General features: G+C 55.8%; 18 protein-coding genes, 1 pseudogene and 1 other annotated feature (1 of these 20 only partly in view). Of the genes and pseudogenes, 15 read left to right on the forward strand and 4 right to left on the reverse strand.

Going from position 1 to position 22,234, the window contains the following annotated elements:
• Positions 1-43: a sequence feature (Thr leader region), on the forward strand; it begins 75 nt to the left of the window's first position.
• A 25-nt stretch (positions 44-68) separates the two neighbouring features.
• The 4 genes from thrA to HWQ15_RS11760 all read left to right on the forward strand — a co-directional run bounded on the left by thrA (position 69) and on the right by HWQ15_RS11760 (position 5,288).
• Positions 69-2,531: a bifunctional aspartate kinase/homoserine dehydrogenase I gene (gene thrA / locus HWQ15_RS11745; RefSeq protein ID WP_022646997.1), complete on the forward strand. Its 2,463-nt coding sequence runs from the start codon at positions 69-71 to the stop codon at positions 2,529-2,531.
• Position 2,532: 1 nt separating this feature from the next.
• The gene (gene thrB / locus HWQ15_RS11750) at positions 2,533-3,462 is read left to right on the forward strand and encodes a homoserine kinase (RefSeq protein WP_023299286.1); all 930 of its coding nucleotides are present in this window, start codon (positions 2,533-2,535) and stop codon (positions 3,460-3,462) included.
• A 3-nt stretch (positions 3,463-3,465) separates the two neighbouring features.
• The gene (thrC, locus tag HWQ15_RS11755) at positions 3,466-4,752 is read left to right on the forward strand and encodes a threonine synthase (protein ID WP_063148745.1); all 1,287 of its coding nucleotides are present in this window, start codon (positions 3,466-3,468) and stop codon (positions 4,750-4,752) included.
• Between the two features lie 248 nt (positions 4,753-5,000).
• A complete protein-coding gene (locus tag HWQ15_RS11760; protein ID WP_022646999.1) occupies positions 5,001-5,288 on the forward strand; it encodes a DUF2502 domain-containing protein in 288 nt (95 codons plus the stop codon).
• 31 nt (positions 5,289-5,319) lie between these two features.
• Here the strand turns inward: HWQ15_RS11760 and yaaA are convergent, their stop codons facing one another.
• Positions 5,320-6,093: a peroxide stress protein YaaA gene (yaaA, locus tag HWQ15_RS11765; RefSeq protein WP_063215971.1), complete on the reverse strand. Its 774-nt coding sequence runs from the start codon at positions 6,091-6,093 to the stop codon at positions 5,320-5,322.
• A gap of 66 nt (positions 6,094-6,159) precedes the next feature.
• Positions 6,160-7,593 (reverse strand): sodium:alanine symporter family protein, encoded by a 1,434-nt coding sequence (locus HWQ15_RS11770; RefSeq protein ID WP_063148746.1) that lies wholly within the window; start codon positions 7,591-7,593, stop codon positions 6,160-6,162.
• A 262-nt stretch (positions 7,594-7,855) separates the two neighbouring features.
• Here HWQ15_RS11770 and tal point away from each other — a divergent pair, with 262 nt between their 5' ends.
• The 3 genes from tal (at position 7,856) to HWQ15_RS11785 (ending at position 10,952) form a co-directional block, all read left to right on the forward strand.
• Positions 7,856-8,809, forward strand: coding sequence for a transaldolase (tal, locus tag HWQ15_RS11775; RefSeq protein WP_003856481.1), 954 nt, complete (start codon positions 7,856-7,858; stop codon positions 8,807-8,809).
• A gap of 110 nt (positions 8,810-8,919) precedes the next feature.
• Entirely contained in the window at positions 8,920-9,507 is a 588-nt protein-coding gene (gene mog / locus HWQ15_RS11780; RefSeq protein ID WP_003856479.1) for a molybdopterin adenylyltransferase, read from the forward strand.
• Positions 9,508-9,629: 122 nt separating this feature from the next.
• Positions 9,630-10,952: an MFS transporter gene (locus HWQ15_RS11785; protein WP_048966496.1), complete on the forward strand. Its 1,323-nt coding sequence runs from the start codon at positions 9,630-9,632 to the stop codon at positions 10,950-10,952.
• On the opposite strand, the gene satP is transcribed toward HWQ15_RS11785, so the two are convergent.
• Positions 10,929-11,495: an acetate uptake transporter gene (satP, locus tag HWQ15_RS11790; RefSeq protein WP_022647004.1), complete on the reverse strand. Its 567-nt coding sequence runs from the start codon at positions 11,493-11,495 to the stop codon at positions 10,929-10,931. The genes HWQ15_RS11785 and satP overlap by 24 nt on opposite strands.
• 296 nt (positions 11,496-11,791) lie before the next feature.
• Between satP and dnaK the strand changes: the two genes are divergently transcribed.
• From dnaK to nhaR, 4 genes are all read left to right on the forward strand, one after another.
• Entirely contained in the window at positions 11,792-13,705 is a 1,914-nt protein-coding gene (dnaK, locus tag HWQ15_RS11795) for a molecular chaperone DnaK (protein ID WP_006810169.1), read from the forward strand.
• Positions 13,706-13,792: 87 nt separating this feature from the next.
• A complete protein-coding gene (gene dnaJ, locus HWQ15_RS11800; RefSeq protein WP_008502040.1) occupies positions 13,793-14,938 on the forward strand; it encodes a molecular chaperone DnaJ in 1,146 nt (381 codons plus the stop codon).
• 173 nt (positions 14,939-15,111) lie between these two features.
• Positions 15,112-16,287, forward strand: a complete 1,176-nt coding sequence (gene nhaA / locus HWQ15_RS11805; RefSeq protein ID WP_045621246.1) for a Na+/H+ antiporter NhaA — start codon at positions 15,112-15,114, stop codon at positions 16,285-16,287.
• A 58-nt stretch (positions 16,288-16,345) separates the two neighbouring features.
• Complete coding sequence (nhaR, locus tag HWQ15_RS11810) at positions 16,346-17,245, forward strand: transcriptional activator NhaR (protein WP_003856462.1); 900 nt, start codon at positions 16,346-16,348, stop codon at positions 17,243-17,245.
• A gap of 58 nt (positions 17,246-17,303) precedes the next feature.
• On the opposite strand, the gene rpsT is transcribed toward nhaR, so the two are convergent.
• Positions 17,304-17,567 carry a 30S ribosomal protein S20 gene (gene rpsT, locus HWQ15_RS11815; protein ID WP_003856458.1) on the reverse strand — a complete coding sequence of 88 codons (264 nt, stop codon included), beginning with the start codon at positions 17,565-17,567 and terminating at the stop codon, positions 17,304-17,306.
• Positions 17,568-17,668: 101 nt separating this feature from the next.
• On the opposite strand from rpsT, the pseudogene HWQ15_RS23455 reads away from it, so the two are divergent.
• From HWQ15_RS23455 to lspA, 4 genes and pseudogenes are all read left to right on the forward strand, one after another.
• Positions 17,669-17,886, forward strand: a pseudogene (locus HWQ15_RS23455) (DUF2575 domain-containing protein).
• A gap of 7 nt (positions 17,887-17,893) precedes the next feature.
• Positions 17,894-18,820, forward strand: a complete 927-nt coding sequence (gene ribF, locus HWQ15_RS11825; protein ID WP_023299293.1) for a bifunctional riboflavin kinase/FAD synthetase — start codon at positions 17,894-17,896, stop codon at positions 18,818-18,820.
• A 45-nt stretch (positions 18,821-18,865) separates the two neighbouring features.
• The gene (ileS, locus tag HWQ15_RS11830) at positions 18,866-21,682 is read left to right on the forward strand and encodes an isoleucine--tRNA ligase (RefSeq protein ID WP_038415308.1); all 2,817 of its coding nucleotides are present in this window, start codon (positions 18,866-18,868) and stop codon (positions 21,680-21,682) included.
• Positions 21,682-22,182 carry a signal peptidase II gene (gene lspA / locus HWQ15_RS11835; RefSeq protein WP_023299295.1) on the forward strand — a complete coding sequence of 167 codons (501 nt, stop codon included), beginning with the start codon at positions 21,682-21,684 and terminating at the stop codon, positions 22,180-22,182. The genes ileS and lspA overlap by 1 nt, the downstream gene beginning before the upstream one ends.
• Positions 22,183-22,234: the final 52 nt, after the last annotated feature.

The raw sequence follows: 22,234 nt of genomic DNA on the forward strand, positions 1-22,234 counted from the left end.
AACAGAAAAAAGCCCGCACCTGAACAGTGCGGGCTTTTTTTTTCGGCTAAAGGAAATGAGGTAGAACCATGCGAGTGTTGAAGTTCGGCGGTACATCAGTGGCAAATGCAGAGCGTTTTCTGCGTGTTGCCGATATCCTGGAAAGTAACGCCAGGCAGGGGCAGGTTGCTACCGTGCTCTCTGCCCCGGCAAAAATCACGAACCACCTGGTGGCGATGATTGAAAAAACCATCGGTGGCCAGGATGCACTTCCGAACATCAGCGACGCCGAGCGTATCTTCGCTGAACTGCTTCAGGGGCTGGCAGACGCCCAGCCTGGCTTCCCGCTGGCGCAGCTGAAAACCACCGTTGAACTCGAATTTGCCCAGATTAAACATGTCCTTCACGGTATCAGCCTGCTGGGTCAATGCCCGGACAGCATCAACGCGGCGCTAATTTGCCGGGGTGAAAAACTCTCTATCGCCATCATGGCGGGCGTGCTGGAAGCGCGCGGTCACCACGTGACGGTCATCGATCCGGTTGAAAAACTGCTGGCTGTGGGACACTACCTTGAATCCACCGTCGACATTGCCGAGTCGACACGCCGCATTGCGGCGAGCAAAATCCCGTCTGACCACATGATCCTGATGGCAGGCTTCACCGCCGGTAACGAGAAGGGCGAACTGGTGGTGCTGGGGCGTAACGGCTCTGACTACTCCGCTGCCGTGCTGGCGGCCTGTTTACGTGCAGACTGTTGTGAGATCTGGACTGACGTTGATGGTGTATATACCTGTGACCCGCGCCAGGTGCCGGACGCCAGGCTGTTGAAGTCGATGTCGTACCAGGAAGCGATGGAGCTTTCCTACTTCGGCGCCAAAGTGCTTCACCCACGTACCATCTCCCCGATTGCCCAGTTCCAGATCCCTTGCCTGATTAAAAACACCGGTAATCCGCAGGCGCCGGGTACGCTGATTGGCGCCAGCGCTGATGAAGATGACCTGCCGGTAAAAGGCATTTCGAACCTTAATAACATGGCGATGTTCAGCGTCTCTGGCCCGGGTATGAAAGGTATGGTTGGCATGGCGGCACGCGTATTTGCGGCCATGTCCCGTAACGGGATCTCCGTGGTGCTGATCACGCAGTCTTCTTCCGAATACAGCATCAGCTTCTGCGTCCCGCAGGGCGATTGCCTGCGCGCCCGTCGCGCGCTGGAAGAAGAGTTCTACCTGGAGCTGAAAGAAGAGCTGCTGGAGCCGCTCTCGATTCAAGAGCGTCTGGCCGTGATCTCCGTGGTAGGCGACGGCATGCGCACCCTGCGCGGAATCTCCGCCAAATTCTTTGCCGCCCTGGCGCGGGCCAATATCAATATCGTGGCGATTGCCCAGGGCTCATCAGAGCGTTCAATTTCCGTTGTCGTGGATAACGATGACGCCACTACCGGCGTGCGCGTGGTGCATCAGATGCTGTTCAACACCGACCAGGTGATTGAGCTGTTCCTGGTGGGCGTCGGCGGCGTCGGCGGCGCGCTGCTGGAGCAGGTAAAGCGCCAGCAGGAGTGGCTTAAGAAGAAACATATCGATCTGCGCGTCTGCGGAATTGCGAACTCGAAAGCGTTGCTGACTAACGTCCACGGTCTGAACCTGGAAAACTGGCAGGCGGAACTGGAAGAGGCGAAAGAGCCGTTCAACCTGGGTCGTCTGATCCGTCTGGTGAAAGAGTATCACCTGCTTAACCCGGTGATCGTCGACTGTACCTCCAGCCAGGCTGTGGCCGATCAGTACGCGGATTTCCTGCGCGAAGGTTTCCATGTGGTGACGCCGAACAAAAAGGCCAACACCTCGTCGATGGATTACTATCACCAGCTGCGTCTGGCGGCGAGCAAGTCGCGCCGCAAGTTTCTGTATGACACCAACGTGGGCGCAGGCCTGCCGGTCATCGAGAACCTGCAAAACCTGCTGAACGCGGGCGACGAACTACAGCGTTTCTCCGGCATCCTCTCCGGCTCCCTGTCGTTTATCTTCGGCAAGCTGGACGAAGGGATGAGCCTGTCGGAAGCCACCCGCGCCGCGCGCGAGCTGGGCTACACCGAGCCGGATCCGCGCGACGACCTCTCCGGTATGGATGTGGCGCGTAAGCTGCTGATCCTGGTGCGCGAAACCGGCCGCGAGCTGGAGCTTTCGGATATCGTGATTGAGCCGGTGCTGCCAGCAGAATTTGATGACAGCGGCGACGTCAGCGCTTTTATGGCCAGGTTGCCGCAGCTTGACGACGCCTTTGCCGCCCGCGTTGCGAAAGCCCGTGATGAAGGTAAGGTATTGCGCTATGTTGGCAATATTGAAGAAGACGGCGTCTGCCGCGTGAAGATTGCCGAAGTGGATGGCAACGATCCGCTGTACAAGGTGAAAAACGGCGAGAACGCCCTGGCGTTCTACAGCCATTATTATCAGCCACTGCCGCTGGTACTTCGCGGCTATGGCGCAGGGAATGATGTGACGGCGGCGGGCGTGTTTGCCGATCTGCTGCGTACCCTGTCATGGAAGTTAGGAGTTTAAGATGGTTAAAGTATATGCCCCGGCTTCCAGCGCCAATATGAGCGTCGGATTTGACGTGCTGGGCGCGGCGGTTACGCCGGTGGATGGTTCGCTGCTGGGCGATACGGTAACGGTTGAGGCGGCAGAGCGCTTCAGCCTGAATAACGTAGGCCGTTTTGCCAGCAAGCTGCCGCCTGAACCGCGTGAGAATATCGTTTATCAGTGCTGGGAACGCTTCTGTCAGGAGATCGGTAAAAACGTGCCGGTCGCCATGACGCTGGAAAAGAGCATGCCGATTGGTTCGGGACTCGGCTCCAGCGCCTGCTCGGTGGTCGCCGCGCTGGTGGCGATGAATGAGCACTGCGGCAAGCCGCTGAACAACAGCCGCTTGCTGGCGCTGATGGGCGAGCTGGAAGGGCGCATCTCCGGCAGCATTCATTATGATAACGTGGCGCCGTGCTTCCTTGGCGGCATGCAGCTGATGATTGAAGAAAATGGCATCATCAGCCAGCAGGTGCCAGGGTTTGATGAGTGGCTGTGGGTGCTTGCCTATCCGGGCATTAAGGTTTCTACCGCCGAAGCGCGTGCGATCCTGCCGGCGCAGTATCGTCGTCAGGACTGTATCGCCCACGGGCGTCATCTGGCGGGCTTTATTCATGCCTGCTACACCCGACAGCCGCAGCTGGCGGCGAAACTGATGAAAGACGTTATTGCCGAGCCGTATCGCACGAAGCTGCTGCCGGGCTTTAACGAAGCGCGACAGGCATCCATGGATATCGGCGCACAGGCGTGCGGCATCTCCGGCTCCGGCCCAACGCTGTTCGCCTTATGCGACAAGCCAGACACCGCGCAGCGCGTGGCGGACTGGCTCTCTAAACACTACCTGCAAAATCAGGAAGGCTTTGTTCATATTTGCCGTCTGGACACGGCTGGCGCACGAGTACTGGGATAACGAATGAAACTCTACAACCTTAAAGATCATAACGAGCAGGTCAGCTTTGCGCAGGCGGTAACGCAGGGTTTGGGCAAAAATCAGGGGCTGTTCTTCCCCCACGACCTGCCGGAATTTCAACTGACTGAAATCGATGAACTGCTTAAGCAGGACTTTGTCACCCGCAGCACCAAAATTCTGTCTGCGTTTATTGGCGACGAAATCCCGCAGGAGCTGCTCGAAGAGCGCGTGCGCGCTGCGTTTGCTTTCCCGGCCCCGGTGAAGCAGGTGGAGCCTGACGTTGGCTGTCTGGAGCTGTTCCACGGCCCGACGCTGGCGTTCAAAGATTTCGGCGGTCGCTTTATGGCGCAGATGCTGACCCACATCAGCGGCGACAAACCGGTGACCATCCTGACCGCGACCTCAGGTGATACCGGTGCGGCGGTGGCTCATGCGTTCTACGGCCTGAAAAACGTCCGCGTGGTGATCCTCTATCCGAAAGGCAAAATCAGCCCGCTTCAGGAAAAACTGTTCTGCACTCTTGGGGGCAACATTGAAACCGTGGCGATCGACGGCGATTTCGATGCCTGCCAGGCGCTGGTGAAGCAGGCCTTTGATGACGAAGAGCTGAAGGCGGCGCTGGGGCTGAACTCTGCCAACTCCATCAACATCAGCCGTCTGCTGGCGCAGATCTGCTACTACTTCGAAGCGGTGGCCCAGCTGCCGCAGGACGCGCGCAATCAGCTGGTAGTTTCTGTGCCAAGCGGGAACTTCGGCGATCTGACGGCGGGCCTGCTGGCGAAATCACTCGGCCTGCCGGTGAAGCGCTTTATCGCCGCTACCAACGCCAACGACACCGTGCCGCGTTTCCTGAAGGACGGAAAATGGGCGCCGAACGCGACGCAGGCCACGCTCTCCAATGCGATGGATGTGTCACAGCCTAACAACTGGCCGCGTGTGGAAGAGCTGTTCCGCCGTAAGGTCTGGCGTCTGGGCGACCTGGGCTACGCAGCGGTGACGGACGAAACCACGAAAGCCACCATGCGCGAGCTGAAAGCGGTGGGCTATACCTCTGAGCCGCACGCGGCGATTGCCTATCGTGCCTTGCGCGATCAGCTTCAACCGGGTGAGTATGGCCTGTTCCTCGGTACCGCCCATCCGGCCAAGTTCAAAGAGAGCGTGGAAGCGATCCTGGGTAAAACGCTGCCGCTGCCAAAAGAGCTGGCCGAGCGCGCCGACCTGCCGTTGCTGTCCCATGAGCTGCCCGCAGACTTTGCCGCACTGCGTAAGCTGATGATGACCCGAGCGTGAGTTTATTGCCCGGTGGCGGCTTCGCCTTACCCGGCCTGGAACATTTCAGAAAGTAGGCCGGGTAAGGCGAAGCCGCCACCCGGCTTTTTTATGGAGAAAATAAGGAGAAAAACAGCAGGAAAAAAGCAGAAATTCCCAATAAATGCGGTCACTTAGGGTTTAGGATTGCAGAGAATAACATCCACCGTTCCCATCACGTACTCTCCTTACATCGGCCCACGTTGGGCAAGAAGAATAAGGAGTCACCTATGTCTACACTGAAACCTGCACTTATCGCGCTTTCACTGATGCTGGTCGCTCCCATGGCGGTGCAGGCAGCTGAGATCACCCTCGTCCCTGCGGTAAAACTGCAAATTGGCGATCGGGATAATAACGGACACTACTGGGATGGCGGCCGCTGGCGCGACCATGACTGGTGGAAAGCGCACTATGACTGGCGCGATAACCACTGGCGTCCGCACGATGAACATCGCGATCGTCACGATCATCACCGTCATGACGATCATCGCCCGGGGCCGGACCGGAAGCACCATTAATACAAACCCCGCCAGCTGGCGGGGTTGTCTTTTATTGCTCGTGACGCTTAAACACCAGCTCGTTTTTTCCTGACGATGCCTCGTCGAAGAAATACCCTTCACTGTTAAAGCCAGTGAGCTGCTCTGGCTTCGTCAGGCGGTTTTGAATGATGAAGCGGCTCATCAGACCGCGCGCTTTTTTGGCGTAGAAGCTGATCACTTTAAATTTGCCGTTTTTCTCGTCGAGGAACAGCGGCTTGATAATGTCCGCATTCAGCTTTTTCGGCTTCACCGATTTGAAGTACTCATCGGAGGCCAGGTTGATCACCACGTTGTCCCCCTGGGCTTGCAGCGCCGCGTTAAGCTTATCGGTAATGACATCGCCCCAGAACTGGTACAGATCTTTGCCTTTAGCATTTTCCAGGCGGATACCCATCTCCAGACGATACGGCTGCATCAGATCCAGCGGGCGCAGCACCCCGTACAGGCCGGATAACATGCGCAGATGCTGCTGGGCAAAATCGAAATCGGCTTCGCTAAACGTTTCTGCTTGCAGGCCAGTGTAGACGTCACCTTTAAAGGCCAATAGCGCCTGGCGGGCGTTGGCGGGCGTGAAGTCAGGCTGCCACTCATGAAAACGGGTGGCGTTCAGGTCGGCGAGTTTATCACTGATGCTCATCAGCGAAGCGATTTGCGGAGCCGAAAGCTTACGCGCCTCGTGGATCAGCTGTTGCGAGTAGTCCAGCAATTCCGGCTGGGTATAACGCTCAGTGGCGAGCGGGCTCTGGTAGTCGAGCGTTTTGGCAGGTGAAATCAGAATCAGCATATCCAGTCCTTGCAGGAAATTTAGAGCGACTTTAACAAAAAATCGCCCTGAATTGATCGATAGCTGTTATTGCCGCGGCAAATCATCCCAGGTGCCAGGAGCAATTTGTGATTCGATTTCGGGATAGCGTGAGGCGTCAAAGACGGGCTGTACGCCGAGCTTGCGCTGACGCAGATAATCGCGCGCGATCAGCGCCACAACCGGTGAAAGAAGCAAAATTGCCGTCAAATTGGTGATGGCCATCAGCGCCATAATGACATCCGCCAGTTGCCAGATCATCGGCATGCTGAGCAGGCAACCGACAAATACCATCGCCAGCACACCCGCGCGAAGGATGTTGCGGGCCAGACGCGAGTCAACTTTCAGGAAAATAAGGTTGTTCTCGGCATAGATATAGTTCACCACAATAGAACTGAAGGCAAAAAGCCCCACGACAAGGGCGACAAGGCCTGCGCCCCAACCGCCGACGAGGGAGACCAGCGCCTGTTGTACCCAGTGAATGCCTGCTGTACTGCCGGATGGATGTTCAACGGCGCCGGACAGCAACATTATCATCGCACTGGCGGAGCAGATAACAATGGTGTCTGTGAAGACGCCAATCATCTGTACAATGCCCTGCGCGGCGGGATGCGGGGGCCAGGATGCGGCCGCTGCGGCGGCATTCGGCGTGGAGCCCATTCCCGCCTCGTTGGAGAACATGCCTCGCTGAAAACCCGCAGTGAGCGCCTGGCTAAGGGTGTAACCCAGCGCGCCGGAAGCCGCTTCGCGCCAGCCGAACGCGCTTTGGAAAATGCTGACGATGACGTTCGGCACTTCGTCGATATGTATCGCGCATACCAACAGGCTGGTTGACACCCACAGCAGCGCCATCAGCGGAACCAGCCACTGCATCAGGCGGGCAACCCCTCTCAGCCCGGTCACAATGGTCAGCAGGGTGAGAAGGGCAAGCGCGCTGCCCGTCAGCCACTCCGGACAATTGAAGGCAAAGCGCAGCGCGTGGGCGACGGAATTAGCCTGAACGGTATTGAAAATAAGACCATAGGCCATCAGTAAAAAGATTGAGAACAGGACGCCCATCCAGCGCATTCCCAGTCCGCGAGCCATATACCAGGCGGGGCCGCCGCGAAATTGACCGTTGCCGTCTTTTTCTTTGTAGAGCTGCGCAAGCGAGCATTCAGCAAAGGAGGTGGCCATACCGATAATCGCCGTCACCCACATCCAGAATACCGCGCCCGGACCGCCCGCGCCGATTGCCAGCGCGACACCGGCCAGGTTACCGCTGCCGACGCGCGCGGCCAGGCTGGTACAGAGCGCCTGAAATGAGGTCAGGCCGCCCGGCTGTGGCGTGACGCTGTTTTTCAGACTTCTGCCAAATTTGCGAATATAGCGAAACTGAATCAGTCCGCTGCGCCACGTAAACCAGATACCTGCTCCTGAAAGCAGGTATATCATGATTGAACCCCAGAGAACTTCGTTAATAAAGAAAAAGAAATCAGGCACTAACGTCCCTCTTGTTGATGCCAACGTGAATATGTAAGCGCTACCACTGATTGTGCATGCTGTTACTTAGCAGCCTGTTAATATTCTGAGTTTATCATACTCTGCCTAAGCGCACTGTCTGCGGTTGCGCTGCCTCTCACTCGTGTTATCATCAGGGCAGACCGGTTACATCCCCCTAACAAGTAAACCTGTCATTTTTCCGCTGCTGGCAGGCTGTCGGTAGTGTGAATTATCCAGGGAACGTTAAAAGAGAAACACTATCATGACGGATAAATTGACCTCCCTTCGTCAGTTCACCACTGTCGTCGCTGACACCGGAGATATTGCGGCAATGAAGCTGTACCAGCCGCAGGATGCTACAACCAACCCTTCTCTGATCCTTAACGCCGCGCAGATCCCTGAGTATCGCAAACTGATCGACGAGGCGGTGACCTGGGCAAAAGCACAGAGCAATGACCGCGCGCAGCAGGTTGTGGATGCGACTGACAAACTGGCAGTAAACATCGGTCTGGAAATCCTGAAGCTCGTTCCTGGCCGTATCTCTACTGAAGTTGATGCTCGCCTGTCCTACGACACCGAAGCGTCTATTGCCAAAGCAAAACGCCTGATCAAACTGTACAACGATGCGGGCATCAGCAACGACCGTATCCTGATCAAACTGGCCTCTACCTGGCAGGGCATTCGCGCCGCTGAACAGCTGGAAAAAGAAGGGATCAACTGTAACCTGACTCTGCTGTTCTCCTTCGCACAGGCGCGTGCATGTGCCGAAGCTGGCGTATACCTGATTTCTCCGTTTGTGGGCCGTATTCTGGACTGGTACAAAGCCAACACCGACAAGAAAGAGTATGCGGCGTCTGAAGATCCAGGCGTGATTTCCGTGACGGAAATCTACGAATACTACAAACAGCACGGCTATGAGACCGTTGTTATGGGCGCAAGCTTCCGTAACGTCGGTGAAATCATTGAGCTGGCTGGCTGTGACCGCCTGACCATCGCCCCTGCGCTGCTGAAAGAGCTGGCAGAAAGCGAAGGAGCTATCGAGCGTAAACTGTCCTACACCGGTGAAGTGAAAGCGCGCCCAGAGCGCATCACCGAGTCCGAGTTCCTGTGGCAGCACAACCAGGATCCAATGGCCGTAGATAAACTGGCGGACGGTATCCGTAAGTTTGCTATCGACCAGGAAAAACTGGAAAAAATGATCGGCGACCTGCTGTAATCATTCTGCGTGACCGGGTTCCCGGTCACGCCTCTTTCCCCCGCCTCTGTCTGAATTTTCTCTCTGCGTGTATCATTCCCTTTAATCAGTACTTTTTGAATGGAATGGATATGAATACCTTACGCATCGGCTTAGTGTCGATTTCTGACCGCGCCTCCAGCGGTGTTTATCAGGATAAAGGCATCCCTGCTCTGGAAGCGTGGCTGGGCAGCGCGCTCACTACCCCGTTTGAGATCCAGACTCGCCTGATCCCGGACGAGCAGCCGATCATCGAGCAGACCCTGTGTGAGCTGGTGGATGAGATGAGCTGCCACCTTGTGCTGACGACGGGCGGAACCGGCCCCGCGCGCCGCGATGTAACGCCGGACGCGACGCTGGCTATCGCCGATCGTGAAATGCCGGGCTTCGGTGAACAGATGCGCCAGATCAGTCTACACTTTGTCCCGACGGCCATTCTTTCCCGTCAGGTCGGGGTGATCCGCAAACAGGCGCTGATCCTGAACCTGCCGGGGCAGCCGAAGTCGATAAAAGAAACGCTGGAAGGAGTAAAAGCCGAAGACGGGAGCGTTATCGTCCACGGTATCTTTGCAAGTGTACCGTATTGTATACAACTGCTTGACGGTCCGTACGTGGAAACTGACGGCAACGTGGTAGCAGCATTTCGCCCTAAAAGCGCTCGCCGCGAAACAATCTCCTGAAAATGCTTTAAATGTGACATTAGCGCCAGCCGCAGTAGCGTGTAAATGGATTTACGATATAGTAATTTTTTCTTTACGATTGCTGTAAAAAATAATCCACAACACATGCACAATGGTTCGCTATGTCACATAACACCCGACCTCTGAATCGACAGGACTACAAAACCCTCACGCTCGCTGCTCTGGGCGGCGCGCTGGAGTTTTACGACTTCATCATCTTTGTCTTCTTCGCCGCCGTCGTGGGGGCGCTGTTTTTCCCGGCGGATATTCCTGAATGGCTGCGTCAGGTGCAAACCTTCGGCATTTTCGCTGCCGGGTATCTGGCGCGTCCGCTGGGCGGCATTGTTATGGCGCACTTTGGCGATCTGGTTGGGCGCAAGAAGATGTTTACCCTCAGCATCCTGCTGATGGCCGTGCCGACGCTGGCGATTGGCCTTTTGCCTACCTATGACTCGATGGGCATTATCGCCCCGTTATTGCTGCTGCTGATGCGTATTCTCCAGGGCGCGGCCATCGGCGGGGAAGTGCCGGGCGCGTGGGTGTTTGTCGCTGAGCACGTCCCGGTGCGCCGCATCGGCATTGCGTGCGGAACGCTGACCGCAGGACTGACGATTGGGATCCTGCTTGGCTCCGTGGTTGCAACCATCATCAATACCAGCATGACGCAACAGGCCGTTCACGACTGGGGCTGGCGTATCCCGTTCCTGCTGGGCGGGGCGTTTGGGCTAGTGGCAATGTACCTGCGACGCTGGTTGCAGGAGACGCCAGTATTTCTGGAAATGCAGCAGCGGAAGGCGCTGGCGCAAGAATTGCCGGTAAAAACCGTAGTAGTGCGGCATAAAAAAGCGGTAGTCGTGTCGATGCTTCTGACCTGGCTGCTGTCTGCGGGTATCGTGGTGGTCATTTTGATGTCGCCGGTCTGGCTGCAAAAACAGTACGGTTTTGCGCCTGCTGTGACGTTACAGGCGAACAGTATCGCGACAATTATGCTCTGCTTTGGCTGTCTGGCCGCGGGACTGGCGGCGGATCGTTTCGGTGCCAGCGTGACCTTTATTGTCGGCAGCCTGCTGCTGGCCGCGTCGAGCTGGGCATTCTACCATCTTGCGGGCAGCCATCCTGAACAGTTGTTCCTGCTGTACGGCATCGTCGGGCTGTGCGTGGGCGTCGTTGGCGCCGTACCGTACGTAATGGTCCGCGCCTTCCCGCCGGAGGTACGCTTCACCGGCATCTCTTTCTCTTATAACGTCTCGTATGCCATTTTCGGTGGGCTGACCCCGATTGTGGTCACGGTGTTGATGGGGCTGTCACCCCTTGCACCTGCATGGTACGTGCTGGCGTTATCGCTGATGGGGCTGGTATTGGGGATGTGGCTTCGCCAGTCAGAGGGATGTCGTGCCCGCGACGCGGGCACGACAGAGGGATCAGTGTTTTTCACCAATCGGTAATACGGTGCGGCCGAACTGCTCGTTCAGCACTTCACCCATTGCCAGGTAGATAGCGCTTGCGCCGCACACCAGACCGACCCAGCCGGCAACGTGAACGATGCCTTCGTTATCCGCCAGGTGACCCGCGGCAAGCAGAGCGAACAGCACGGTCAGGCTCAGGAAGACGAATTGCAGCGCGCGGTTCGCCTTCAGGGTGCCGAAGAACATGAACAGGGTGAACACGCCCCACAGTCCCAGGTACACGCCCAGGAAATGGGCGTTTGAAGCATCTGCCAGGCCCATTTTAGGCATCAGCAGAATGGCGACCAGCGTCAGCCAGAACGAACCGTAAGAGGTAAAGGCGGTTAAGCCGAAGGTATTGCCTTTCTTATATTCCAGCAGGCCCGCGAAAATTTGCGCGATACCGCCGTAAAAAATGCCCATCGCCAGGATTACGCCGTCCATCGGGAACATCCCGATGTTGTGCAGGTTCAGCAGAATGGTGGTCATGCCAAAACCCATCAGGCCCAGCGGAGCCGGATTAGCCAACTTAGTGTTGCCCATAAGTCCTCAAAAAAATCATCATTAATATGGTGAAATGGTTAAACCCGCGCCAGTTCTCCCTGACGGGGCGCGGCATCATAATGGGCGGCATCGGCGCCGTCTATGATCTCATCGGGGTGAAATTAAAAAATTTTTTATCCTTCCCCCTTGATGGATGCCGTTGTGACCCCATCTTGTAAGCAACCGCAGTGTGTGGACCTGAAAAAAATCAAATCTGGGCAGTTGAAAAAGCACGTTCTGCCCTTATTACAGGTACACAACCACATGTTGACTGAATTTTTAGTGGAGACGTTTAGATGGGTAAAATTATTGGTATCGACCTGGGTACTACCAACTCTTGTGTAGCGATTATGGATGGCACTACTGCACGTGTGCTGGAGAACGCCGAGGGCGATCGCACCACGCCTTCTATCATTGCTTATACCCAGGATGGTGAAACTCTGGTTGGTCAGCCGGCTAAACGTCAGGCAGTGACAAACCCGCAAAACACCCTGTTTGCAATCAAACGCCTGATTGGCCGCCGCTTCCAGGACGAAGAAGTTCAGCGTGACGTTTCCATCATGCCTTACAAAATCATCGCAGCCGATAACGGCGATGCATGGCTTGATGTGAAAGGCACCAAAACTGCACCTCCGCAGATCTCTGCTGAAGTGCTGAAGAAAATGAAGAAAACCGCGGAAGATTACCTGGGTGAACCGGTAACTGAAGCTGTTATCACCGTACCTGCTTACTTCAACGATGCTCAGCGTCAGGCAACCAAAGATGCTGGCCGTATCGCAGGTCTGGAAGTAAAACGTATCATCAACGAACCAACCGCAGCAGCACTGGCTTACGGTCTGGATAAAGAAGTTGGTAACCGTACTATCGCGGTTTACGACCTGGGTGGTGGTACCTTCGATATCTCTATTATCGAAATCGACGACGTTGACGGCGAAAAAACCTTCGAAGTTCTGGCAACCAATGGTGATACCCACCTGGGTGGTGAAGACTTCGATACCCGTCTGATCAACTACCTCGTTGACGAGTTTAAGAAAGATCAGGGCATTGACCTGCGTAACGACCCGCTGGCCATGCAGCGCCTGAAAGAAGCCGCTGAGAAAGCGAAGATCGAGCTGTCTTCCGCTCAGCAGACCGACGTGAACCTGCCGTACATCACCGCAGACGCGACCGGTCCAAAACACATGAACATCAAAGTGACCCGTGCGAAACTGGAAAGCCTGGTAGAAGACCTGGTGAACCGTTCTATCGAGCCACTGAAAGTTGCATTGCAGGACGCTGGCCTGTCCGTGTCTGATATTCAGGACGTTATCCTGGTAGGTGGTCAGACTCGTATGCCAATGGTTCAGAAGAAAGTGGCTGAATTCTTTGGTAAAGAGCCACGTAAAGACGTGAACCCGGACGAAGCGGTTGCTATCGGTGCTGCGGTTCAGGGTGGTGTTCTGACGGGTGAAGTGAAAGACGTACTGCTGCTGGACGTTACTCCGCTGTCACTGGGTATCGAAACCATGGGTGGCGTGATGACTCCGCTCATCAACAAAAACACTACTATCCCGACGAAACACAGCCAGGTGTTCTCTACCGCTGAAGACAACCAGTCTGCGGTAACCATCCATGTGATTCAGGGTGAGCGTAAGCGTGCGGCGGATAACAAATCTCTGGGTCAGTTCAACCTGGACGGTATTAACCCGGCACCACGCGGCATGCCACAGATCGAAGTCACCTTCGACATCGATGCTGACGGTATCCTGCACGTGTCTGCGAAAGACAAAAACAGCGGTAAAGAGCAGAAGATCACCATCAAGGCATCTTCTGGCTTGAACGAAGCGGAAATCGAAAAAATGGTTCGTGATGCCGAAGCTAACGCGGAATCCGACCGTAAGTTCGAAGAGCTGGTTCAGACCCGTAACCAGGGTGACCATCTGCTGCACAGCACCCGTAAGCAGGTTGAAGAAGCGGGCGATAAACTGCCAGCGGAAGACAAAACTGCGATCGAAACTGCACTGAGCGCGCTGGAAACGTCTCTGAAAGGCGAAGACAAAGCGGACATTGAAGCGAAGATGCAGGAGCTGGCACAGGTTTCTCAGAAGCTGATGGAAATCGCTCAGCAGCAGCACGCACAGCAGCAGGCGGGCGCTGATGCTTCCCAGAACAACGCGAAAGACGACGATGTTGTCGACGCTGAGTTCGAAGAAGTGAAAGATAAAAAATAATCGCCCTGATGCAGGGTAATTAATCGGCACGGGCGTAGGAGTATTCTCCACGCCCGTGCTCGCATGTTAAGGGGCTTAAAAAAACCAATGGCAAAGCAAGACTATTACGAGATTTTAGGCGTTCCGAAAACTGCGGAAGAGCGTGAAATCAAAAAGGCATATAAGCGCCTGGCCATGAAATTCCACCCTGACCGTAATCAGGGTGACAAAGAGGCTGAAGCCAAATTTAAAGAGATTAAAGAAGCCTATGAAGTCCTGACCGATGCACAAAAACGTGCGGCTTATGACCAGTATGGTCACGCGGCCTTTGAACAGGGCGGCATGGGCGGCGGTGGATTTGGTGGCGGCGGCTTCGGCGGCGGCGCTGATTTCAGCGACATCTTTGGCGATGTATTTGGCGATATCTTCGGCGGCGGTCGTGGTCGTCAGCGCGCGGCGCGCGGCGCAGATCTGCGCTATAACATGGACCTGACGCTGGAAGAAGCGGTTCGTGGCGTAACCAAAGAGATCCGTATCCCGACGCTGGAAGAGTGTGACGTTTGCCACGGCAGCGGCGCGAAAGCGGGGACTCAGCCACAGACCTGTCCAACCTGTCACGGTTCCGGTCAGGTGCAGATGCGCCAGGGCTTCTTCGCGGTGCAGCAGGCCTGTCCGCATTGTCATGGTCGCGGTACGCTGATTAAAGATCCGTGCACCAAATGCCACGGTCACGGTCGCGTGGAGAAAACCAAAACGCTGTCCGTTAAGATCCCGGCAGGCGTAGATACGGGCGACCGCATCCGTCTGGCAGGTGAGGGGGAAGCTGGCGAGCACGGCGCACCGGCAGGGGATCTGTACGTTCAGGTTCAGGTTAAACAGCACGCCATCTTCGAGCGTGAAGGTAACAACCTGTACTGTGAAGTGCCGATCAACTTTGCGATGGCGGCGCTGGGCGGCGAAATCGAAGTGCCGACGCTGGACGGTCGCGTTAACCTGAAAATCCCTGGCGAAACCCAGACCGGGAAGCTGTTCCGCATGCGCGGCAAAGGCGTTAAATCCGTTCGCGGTGGCGCGCAGGGTGACCTGTTATGCCGCGTGGTCGTTGAAACGCCGGTCGGCCTGAACGACAAGCAGAAACAGCTGCTGAAAGAGCTTCAGGAGAGTTTTGGTGGCCCGACGGGTGAGAAAAACAGCCCGCGCTCCAAAAGCTTCTTCGATGGCGTCAAAAAATTCTTCGACGATTTAACCCGCTAACCTGCCAGCTGGTTACTATCCTTTAAAGCCCGGAAGCGATTCCGGGCTTTTTGCTTTATAGCGTTATTCCTCGGTTAAACTGAATCTATAACCAATATTAATCTGTTTTTACCGATCTGTTTGCGCTGATATTATGGTTTTACCGAGGTATTGTTGTAAAAGAGAGTTCAAACGTGAAATTACTACACCGTTTCTTTAGCAGTGAGGCATCCGGCGGCGTCATCCTGATTATTGCTGCTGCAGCCGCCATGCTGCTCGCCAATATGGGCATGACGCGCGATCTCTATCACGCATTTCTGGAAACCCCCGTCGAGCTGAAGGTCGGGGCGCTGGAAATTAACAAGAACATGCTGCTGTGGATCAACGATGCGCTGATGGCGGTGTTCTTCCTGCTGGTAGGCCTGGAGGTCAAACGTGAGCTGGTGATCGGTTCTCTTGCCAGCCGTCAGCGCGCGGCGTTTCCGGTGATCGCGGCGATTGGCGGGATGATCGTTCCCGCGTTGCTCTTTCTCGCGTTTGCGTGGCAGGATCCGATTGCGCGTGACGGCTGGGCGATCCCGGCCGCAACGGATATCGCGTTTGCGCTCGGGGTCTTAGCCTTGCTCGGTAGCCGCGTCCCGGTAGCACTGAAAATTTTCCTGATGGCGCTGGCGATTATCGATGACCTGGGCGCTATCGTGATTATCGCGCTGTTCTACACCAGCGATCTGTCGGTTCTGTCGCTGAGCGTGGCGGCCGTGGCTATTGCGGTGCTGGCGTTGCTGAACGTCTTCAACGTCCGACGCACGGGTATTTATATTCTGGTGGGGATGGTGCTGTGGACGGCGGTGCTGAAGTCTGGCGTGCATGCCACGCTGGCGGGCGTCATCGTTGGCTTCTTTATTCCGCTGAAGGAGCAGGACGGCAAATCGCCTGCCAGACAGCTGGAGCATGTGCTTCATCCGTGGGTGGGCTTTATGATCCTGCCGCTGTTTGCATTTGCCAACGCGGGTGTTTCCCTGGCCGGTGTTACCCTGGACGGACTCACCTCTGTGCTGCCGCTGGGTATCATCGCTGGTTTGTTTATCGGTAAGCCGCTGGGTATCAGCCTGTTCTGCTGGCTGGCGCTGAAGCTGAAGCTGGCGTCATTGCCAAACGGAACCACCTTTAGTCAGATTATGGCCATCGGCGTGCTGTGCGGTATTGGATTCACCATGTCGATCTTTATCTCGACGCTGGCGTTTGGTGCCAGCGCGCCTGAGCTTATCGTCTGGGCGAAACTCGGCATTCTTATCGGGTCGTTACTGGCCGCGGTTATTGGTTATACCTTGTTGAAGGTGAAGTTGTCCGGACAGGCTGTCCAGGCATAACAGGAAACCGGGAGAAGGGAAGCCTTCTCCCGATAAACTATCAGGGAGTGAAAACGTGATGTCTCATTTGAACTATAACCATCTCTATTACTTCTGGCATGTCTACAAGCAGGGCTCGGTCGTGGGAGCGGCAGAGGCGCTCTACCTGACACCACAAACTATTACCGGGCAAATCAAAGCCCTGGAAGAGCGCTTACAGGGCAAGCTTTTTAAGCGGAAAGGACGTGGCATTGAGCCGAGCGAGCTGGGCGAACTGGTGTTCCGCTATGCGGACAAGATGTTCACCCTGAGCCAGGAGATGCTGGATATCGTTAACTATCGCAAAGAGTCGAACCTGCTCTTTGACGTGGGCGTGGCGGATGCGTTGTCCAAACGGCTGGTAAGCGGTGTGCTGGATGCGGCGGTGGTGGAAGATGAACAGATTCATTTACGCTGCTTTGAGTCCACTCACGAGATGCTGCTGGAACAGCTGAGCCAGCATAAGCTGGATATGATCATTTCGGACTGCCCAATCGACTCCACGCAGCAGGAAGGCTTGTTCTCGGTGAAAATTGGCGAATGCGGCGTCAGTTTCTGGTGCATTAATCCGCCGCCGGAAAAACCGTTTCCTGCTTGCCTGGAAGAGCGCCGCCTGCTGGTGCCGGGTAGGCGGTCTATGCTCGGACGTAAGCTGCTGAACTGGTTTAACTCGCAGGGGCTGAACGTGGAGATCCTCGGTGAGTTCGACGATGCGGCTTTGATGAAGGCTTTTGGCGAGGCGCACAACGCTATCTTCGTTGCCCCGACGCTGTACGCGCACGATCTCTATTCAGACGACAAGATTACCGAGATTGGCAGGGTGGATAACGTGATGGAAGAGTATCACGCCATATTCGCCGAAAGGATGATTCAGCACCCGGCGGTGCAGCGAATCTGCAACCGCGACTACTCGGCGCTGTTTACGCCGCCGGCAATCTGAAGACATAAAAAAACCCGCGTTAAGCGGGTTCTTTCAAACAAGCAACAACAAGTAGCGATTAAGCCAGTTTGTTGATCTGCGCGGTCAGGTTTGCTTTATGACGCGCTGCTTTGTTTTTGTGGATCAGACCTTTAGCAGCCTGACGATCCACGATTGGTTGCATTTCGTTAAATGCGTTCTGCGCTGCAGCTTTGTCGCCTGCTTCGATTGCTGCGTATACTTTCTTGATGAAAGTACGCATCATAGAGCGACGGCTTGCGTTGTGCTTACGAGCCTTTTCAGACTGAACGGCACGTTTCTTAGCTGATTTGATATTAGCCAAGTCCAACTCCCAAATATGTTCTATGTGGACAATTCAAAGGCCGAGGAATATGCCCTCTTTGCCTTCTTTTGTCAATGGATTTGTGCAAATAAGCGCCGTTAATGAGCGACGCTACGTTACGTAGTGATGGCGCAGGATTCTACCAGCTTGTCTTTCGTGAATACAGCCTTTCGGCATAAAAATCGCAGTTCTCGGGCAGATTTTTTTGCTGTGAAAGGTCAGCCTGATGAAATCATACGGCTTTCTGTTTCGCGTGAACAATCGCCGGTTAACCTTAACCGCCGTACAAGGTATACTTTGGCGATTTTCACTGTTTTGAGCCAGTCATGAAGCTGATACGCGGCATACATAATCTCAGTCAAGCCCCGCACGGGTGCGTACTGACCATTGGTAATTTTGACGGCGTGCATCGTGGGCATCAGGCGCTGTTGCAGGGATTGCGTAAAGAAGGGGAGGCGCGTGGCCTGCCCGTTGTGGTGATGATTTTCGAACCGCAGCCGCTGGAGCTGTTTGCCGGCGAGAAATCCCCCGCGCGGCTGACGCGTCTGCGTGAGAAGTTACGCTACCTGGCGGAGTCCGGCGTGGACTACGTCCTGTGCGTACGCTTCGACCGTCGGTTTGCCGCGCTGACCGCACAAAACTTTGTCAGCGATCTGTTGGTCAGGCAGCTTGGCGTGCAGTTTCTCGCCGTGGGCGATGATTTCCGCTTTGGCGCTGGTCGTCAGGGCGATTTCTTGTTATTACAGAAGGCTGGCCTGGAGTACGGGTTTGACGTCACCAGTACGATGACCTTCTGTGAGGGCGGGGTGCGCGTCAGCAGCACGGCGGTACGTCAGGCGCTGGCGAACGATGAACTGGACACGGCAGAAACGCTGCTGGGTCATCCGTTCACAATTTCAGGTCGTGTGGTCCATGGCGATGCGCTGGGCCGCACGATAGGTTTTCCGACGGCGAATATACCGCTGCGTCGTCAGGTCTCCCCGGTTAAAGGGGTCTATGCGGTGGAAGTGGCAGGACTGGGTGAGAAGCCTTTCTACGGTGTTGCCAACATTGGTACACGTCCAACGGTTTCCGGTGTGCGTCAACAGTTAGAAGTACACCTGCTGGACGTTGTAATGGACCTCTACGGTCGCCATATAGATGTGATACTGCGTAAAAAAATACGCAATGAACAGCGATTCGCTTCGCTGGATGAACTTAAGGCGCAAATCGCGCGAGATGAATTAACGGCCCGCGAGTTTTTTGGGCTTTAGAACCGGCTTAACTGCCTACGTGATAAATACGGAACCGAGAATCTGATGAGTGACTATAAATCAACCCTGAATTTGCCGGAAACAGGGTTCCCGATGCGCGGCGATCTCGCCAAGCGCGAACCGGGAATGCTGGCGCGTTGGACTGATGATGACCTGTACGGCATCATTCGTGCAGCCAAAAAAGGCAAAAAAACCTTCATTCTGCATGATGGCCCTCCCTATGCGAATGGCAGCATTCATATTGGTCACTCTGTAAACAAGATTCTGAAAGACATTATCGTGAAGTCCAAAGGACTCGCGGGATATGACTCGCCTTATGTTCCGGGCTGGGACTGCCATGGTCTGCCAATCGAGCTGAAAGTGGAGCAAGAGTACGGTAAGCCGGGTGAGAAGTTCACCGCCGCAGAGTTCCGCGCGAAATGCCGCGAATACGCTGCCACCCAGGTAGACGGTCAGCGCGCTGACTTCATCCGTCTGGGCGTGCTGGGCGACTGGTCGCACCCGTACCTGACCATGGACTTCAAAACCGAAGCCAACATTATCCGTGCGCTGGGTAAAATCATCGGCAACGGTCACCTGCATAAAGGCGCTAAGCCGGTGCACTGGTGCGTGGACTGCCGTTCTGCGCTGGCAGAAGCGGAAGTAGAGTATTACGACAAAACCTCGCCTTCTATCGACGTGGCGTTCGAAGCGGTCGATCAGGATGCGATCAAAGCTAAATTTGGCCTGCCAGGCGTAAGCGGTCCAGTCTCGCTGGTTATCTGGACCACCACCCCGTGGACGTTACCAGCCAACCGTGCCATTTCCCTGTCCGGTGAGTTTGAGTACGCGCTGGTACAAATTGATGGTCGCGCGGTTATCCTGGCAAAAGATCTGGTTGAAAGCGTGCTTAAACGCGCGAACATCACCGATTACAGCGTGCTGGGCACCGTAAAAGGCGACGCGCTGGAACTGATGCGCTTCAAACACCCGTTCCTGGACTTCGACGTTCCGGCGATCCTGGGCGACCACGTCACGCTGGACGCGGGTACCGGTGCGGTGCATACCGCCGGCGGCCACGGTCCTGACGACTACAACATCAGCCTGAAATACGGTCTGGAAATCGCCAACCCGGTCGGTCCGGATGGCTCTTACCTGCCTGGCACCTACCCGGCGCTGGACGGTATCAACGTCTTTAAAGCCAACGACATCATCGTTGACATGCTTCGCACCAGCGGCGCGCTGCTGCACGTTGAGAAAATGCAGCACAGCTATCCGTGCTGCTGGCGCCATAAGACCCCGATTATCTTCCGTGCGACCCCGCAGTGGTTCGTCAGCATGGACCAGAAAGGCCTGCGCGAGCAGTCTCTGAAAGAGATCAAAGGCGTGCAGTGGATCCCGGACTGGGGCCAGGCGCGTATCGAATCCATGGTGGCTAACCGTCCTGACTGGTGTATCTCCCGTCAGCGCACCTGGGGCGTGCCGATGTCGCTGTTCGTGCATAAAGAGACGCAGGAACTGCACCCGAACACCCTGGAACTGATGGAAGAGGTGGCGAAGCGCGTTGAAGTTGACGGCATTCAGGCGTGGTGGGATCTCGATTCCCGTGACATCCTGGGCGCTGACGCGGACAACTACGAGAAAGTGCCGGATACCCTGGACGTGTGGTTCGACTCCGGGTCTACCCACTCCTCCGTGGTTGACGTGCGCCCTGAGTTCGCCGGTCACGCTGCCGACATGTATCTGGAAGGCTCCGACCAACACCGCGGCTGGTTCATGTCATCCCTGATGATCTCCACCGCCATGAAGGGCAAAGCACCTTACCGCCAGGTACTGACCCACGGCTTCACCGTGGATGGTCAGGGCCGTAAGATGTCCAAATCCATCGGTAACACCGTTTCTCCGCAGGACGTGATGAACAAGCTGGGCGCGGATATTCTACGCCTGTGGGTGGCATCCACCGACTACACGGGCGAAATGGCGGTGTCTGACGAGATCCTGAAACGTGCTGCTGACAGCTATCGTCGTATCCGTAACACCGCGCGCTTCCTGCTGGCGAACCTGAACGGGTTTGATCCGGTAAAAGACATGGTGAAGCCGGAAGAGATGGTGGTGCTCGATCGCTGGGCGGTAGGCTGCGCGAAAGCGGCACAGGAAGATATTCTGAAAGCCTATGAGTCTTACGACTTCCACGAAGTGGTGCAGCGCCTGATGCGCTTCTGCTCCATTGAGATGGGGTCGTTTTATCTCGACATCATCAAAGACCGCCAGTATACCGCGAAAGCGGACAGCGTGGCGCGTCGTAGCTGCCAGACCGCGCTGTTCCACATCGCAGAGGCGCTGGTACGCTGGATGGCGCCGATCATGTCCTTCACCGCAGATGAAATCTGGGGTTACCTGCCGGGCGACCGTGAGAAGTATGTCTTCACCGGCGAGTGGTACGAAGGTCTGTTCGATCTCTCCAGCACTGAAGCAATGAACGACGCCTACTGGGACGAGCTGCTGAAAGTGCGTGGCGAAGTGAACAAGGTTATCGAGCAGGCGCGCGCTGACAAGAAAGTCGGTGGCTCTCTGGAAGCGACGGTGACCCTGTACGCAGAGCCTGAGCTGGCCGCGAAGCTGACCGCGCTGGGCGATGAATTACGATTTGTCCTGTTGACCTCCGGTGCGAAAGTTGCGGATTATGCCGAGGCATCTGCTGATGCTCAGCAGAGCGAACTGCTCAAAGGACTGAAGGTCGCACTGAGCAAAGCCGATGGTGAAAAATGCCCGCGTTGCTGGCATTACACTACCGATGTCGGCCAGGTGGCGGAACACGCAGACATCTGCGGACGCTGTGTAAGCAACGTCGCCGGCGACGGCGAAAAACGTAAGTTTGCCTGATGAGTAAAACTCTCTGTTCAACAGGACTGCGCTGGCTGTGGCTGGTGGTAGTGGTGCTGATTATTGATTTGGGCAGCAAGTTCCTGATCCTCCAGAATTTCGCTCTGGGGGATACGGTCCCGCTGTTCCCGTCGCTTAACCTGCACTACGCCCGCAACTACGGCGCGGCGTTTAGTTTCCTTGCCGACAGCGGTGGCTGGCAGCGTTGGTTCTTCGCAGGTATCGCAATGGGTATCTGCGTCGTGCTCGCGGTGCTGATGTACCGCTCGAAGGCCACGCAAAAGCTGAATAACATCGCCTACGCGCTGATCATTGGTGGCGCACTGGGTAACCTGTTTGACCGCCTGTGGCACGGCTTTGTAGTCGATATGATCGACTTCTACGTCGGCGACTGGCACTTTGCGACCTTTAACCTCGCCGATAGCGCAATATGCGTTGGTGCAGCGTTAATCGTGCTGGAAGGCTTCTTGCCTAAACCGGCCGCGAAAGAGCAGGTGTAACAAAACCAGCCGGGTGACGCGTAGCGATCCCGGCCTACAGAATTTGTGGCCA

Origin of the sequence: Enterobacter sp. DSM 30060, assembly GCF_013375955.1 — a bacterium.
Taxonomy (GTDB): Bacteria; Pseudomonadota; Gammaproteobacteria; order Enterobacterales; family Enterobacteriaceae; genus Enterobacter; species Enterobacter intestinihominis.

Excerpts from the sequence above, each read along its gene's own strand:
- yaaA (WP_063215971.1), bottom strand. The coding sequence starts at position 6,093 with ATGCTGATTCTGATTTCACCTGCCAAAACGCTCGACTACCAGAGCCCG.
- HWQ15_RS11785 (WP_048966496.1), top strand. The coding sequence starts at position 9,630 with ATGTCACATAACACCCGACCTCTGAATCGACAGGACTACAAAACCCTC.
- satP (WP_022647004.1), bottom strand. The coding sequence starts at position 11,495 with ATGGGCAACACTAAGTTGGCTAATCCGGCTCCGCTGGGCCTGATGGGT.
- tal (WP_003856481.1), top strand. The coding sequence starts at position 7,856 with ATGACGGATAAATTGACCTCCCTTCGTCAGTTCACCACTGTCGTCGCT.
- thrB (WP_023299286.1), top strand. The coding sequence starts at position 2,533 with ATGGTTAAAGTATATGCCCCGGCTTCCAGCGCCAATATGAGCGTCGGA.
- thrC (WP_063148745.1), top strand. The coding sequence starts at position 3,466 with ATGAAACTCTACAACCTTAAAGATCATAACGAGCAGGTCAGCTTTGCG.
- HWQ15_RS11760 (WP_022646999.1), top strand. The coding sequence starts at position 5,001 with ATGTCTACACTGAAACCTGCACTTATCGCGCTTTCACTGATGCTGGTC.
- ribF (WP_023299293.1), top strand. The coding sequence starts at position 17,894 with ATGAAGCTGATACGCGGCATACATAATCTCAGTCAAGCCCCGCACGGG.
- ileS (WP_038415308.1), top strand. The coding sequence starts at position 18,866 with ATGAGTGACTATAAATCAACCCTGAATTTGCCGGAAACAGGGTTCCCG.
- nhaR (WP_003856462.1), top strand. The coding sequence starts at position 16,346 with ATGTCTCATTTGAACTATAACCATCTCTATTACTTCTGGCATGTCTAC.
- thrA (WP_022646997.1), top strand. The coding sequence starts at position 69 with ATGCGAGTGTTGAAGTTCGGCGGTACATCAGTGGCAAATGCAGAGCGT.
- dnaK (WP_006810169.1), top strand. The coding sequence starts at position 11,792 with ATGGGTAAAATTATTGGTATCGACCTGGGTACTACCAACTCTTGTGTA.
- dnaJ (WP_008502040.1), top strand. The coding sequence starts at position 13,793 with ATGGCAAAGCAAGACTATTACGAGATTTTAGGCGTTCCGAAAACTGCG.
- lspA (WP_023299295.1), top strand. The coding sequence starts at position 21,682 with ATGAGTAAAACTCTCTGTTCAACAGGACTGCGCTGGCTGTGGCTGGTG.
- mog (WP_003856479.1), top strand. The coding sequence starts at position 8,920 with ATGAATACCTTACGCATCGGCTTAGTGTCGATTTCTGACCGCGCCTCC.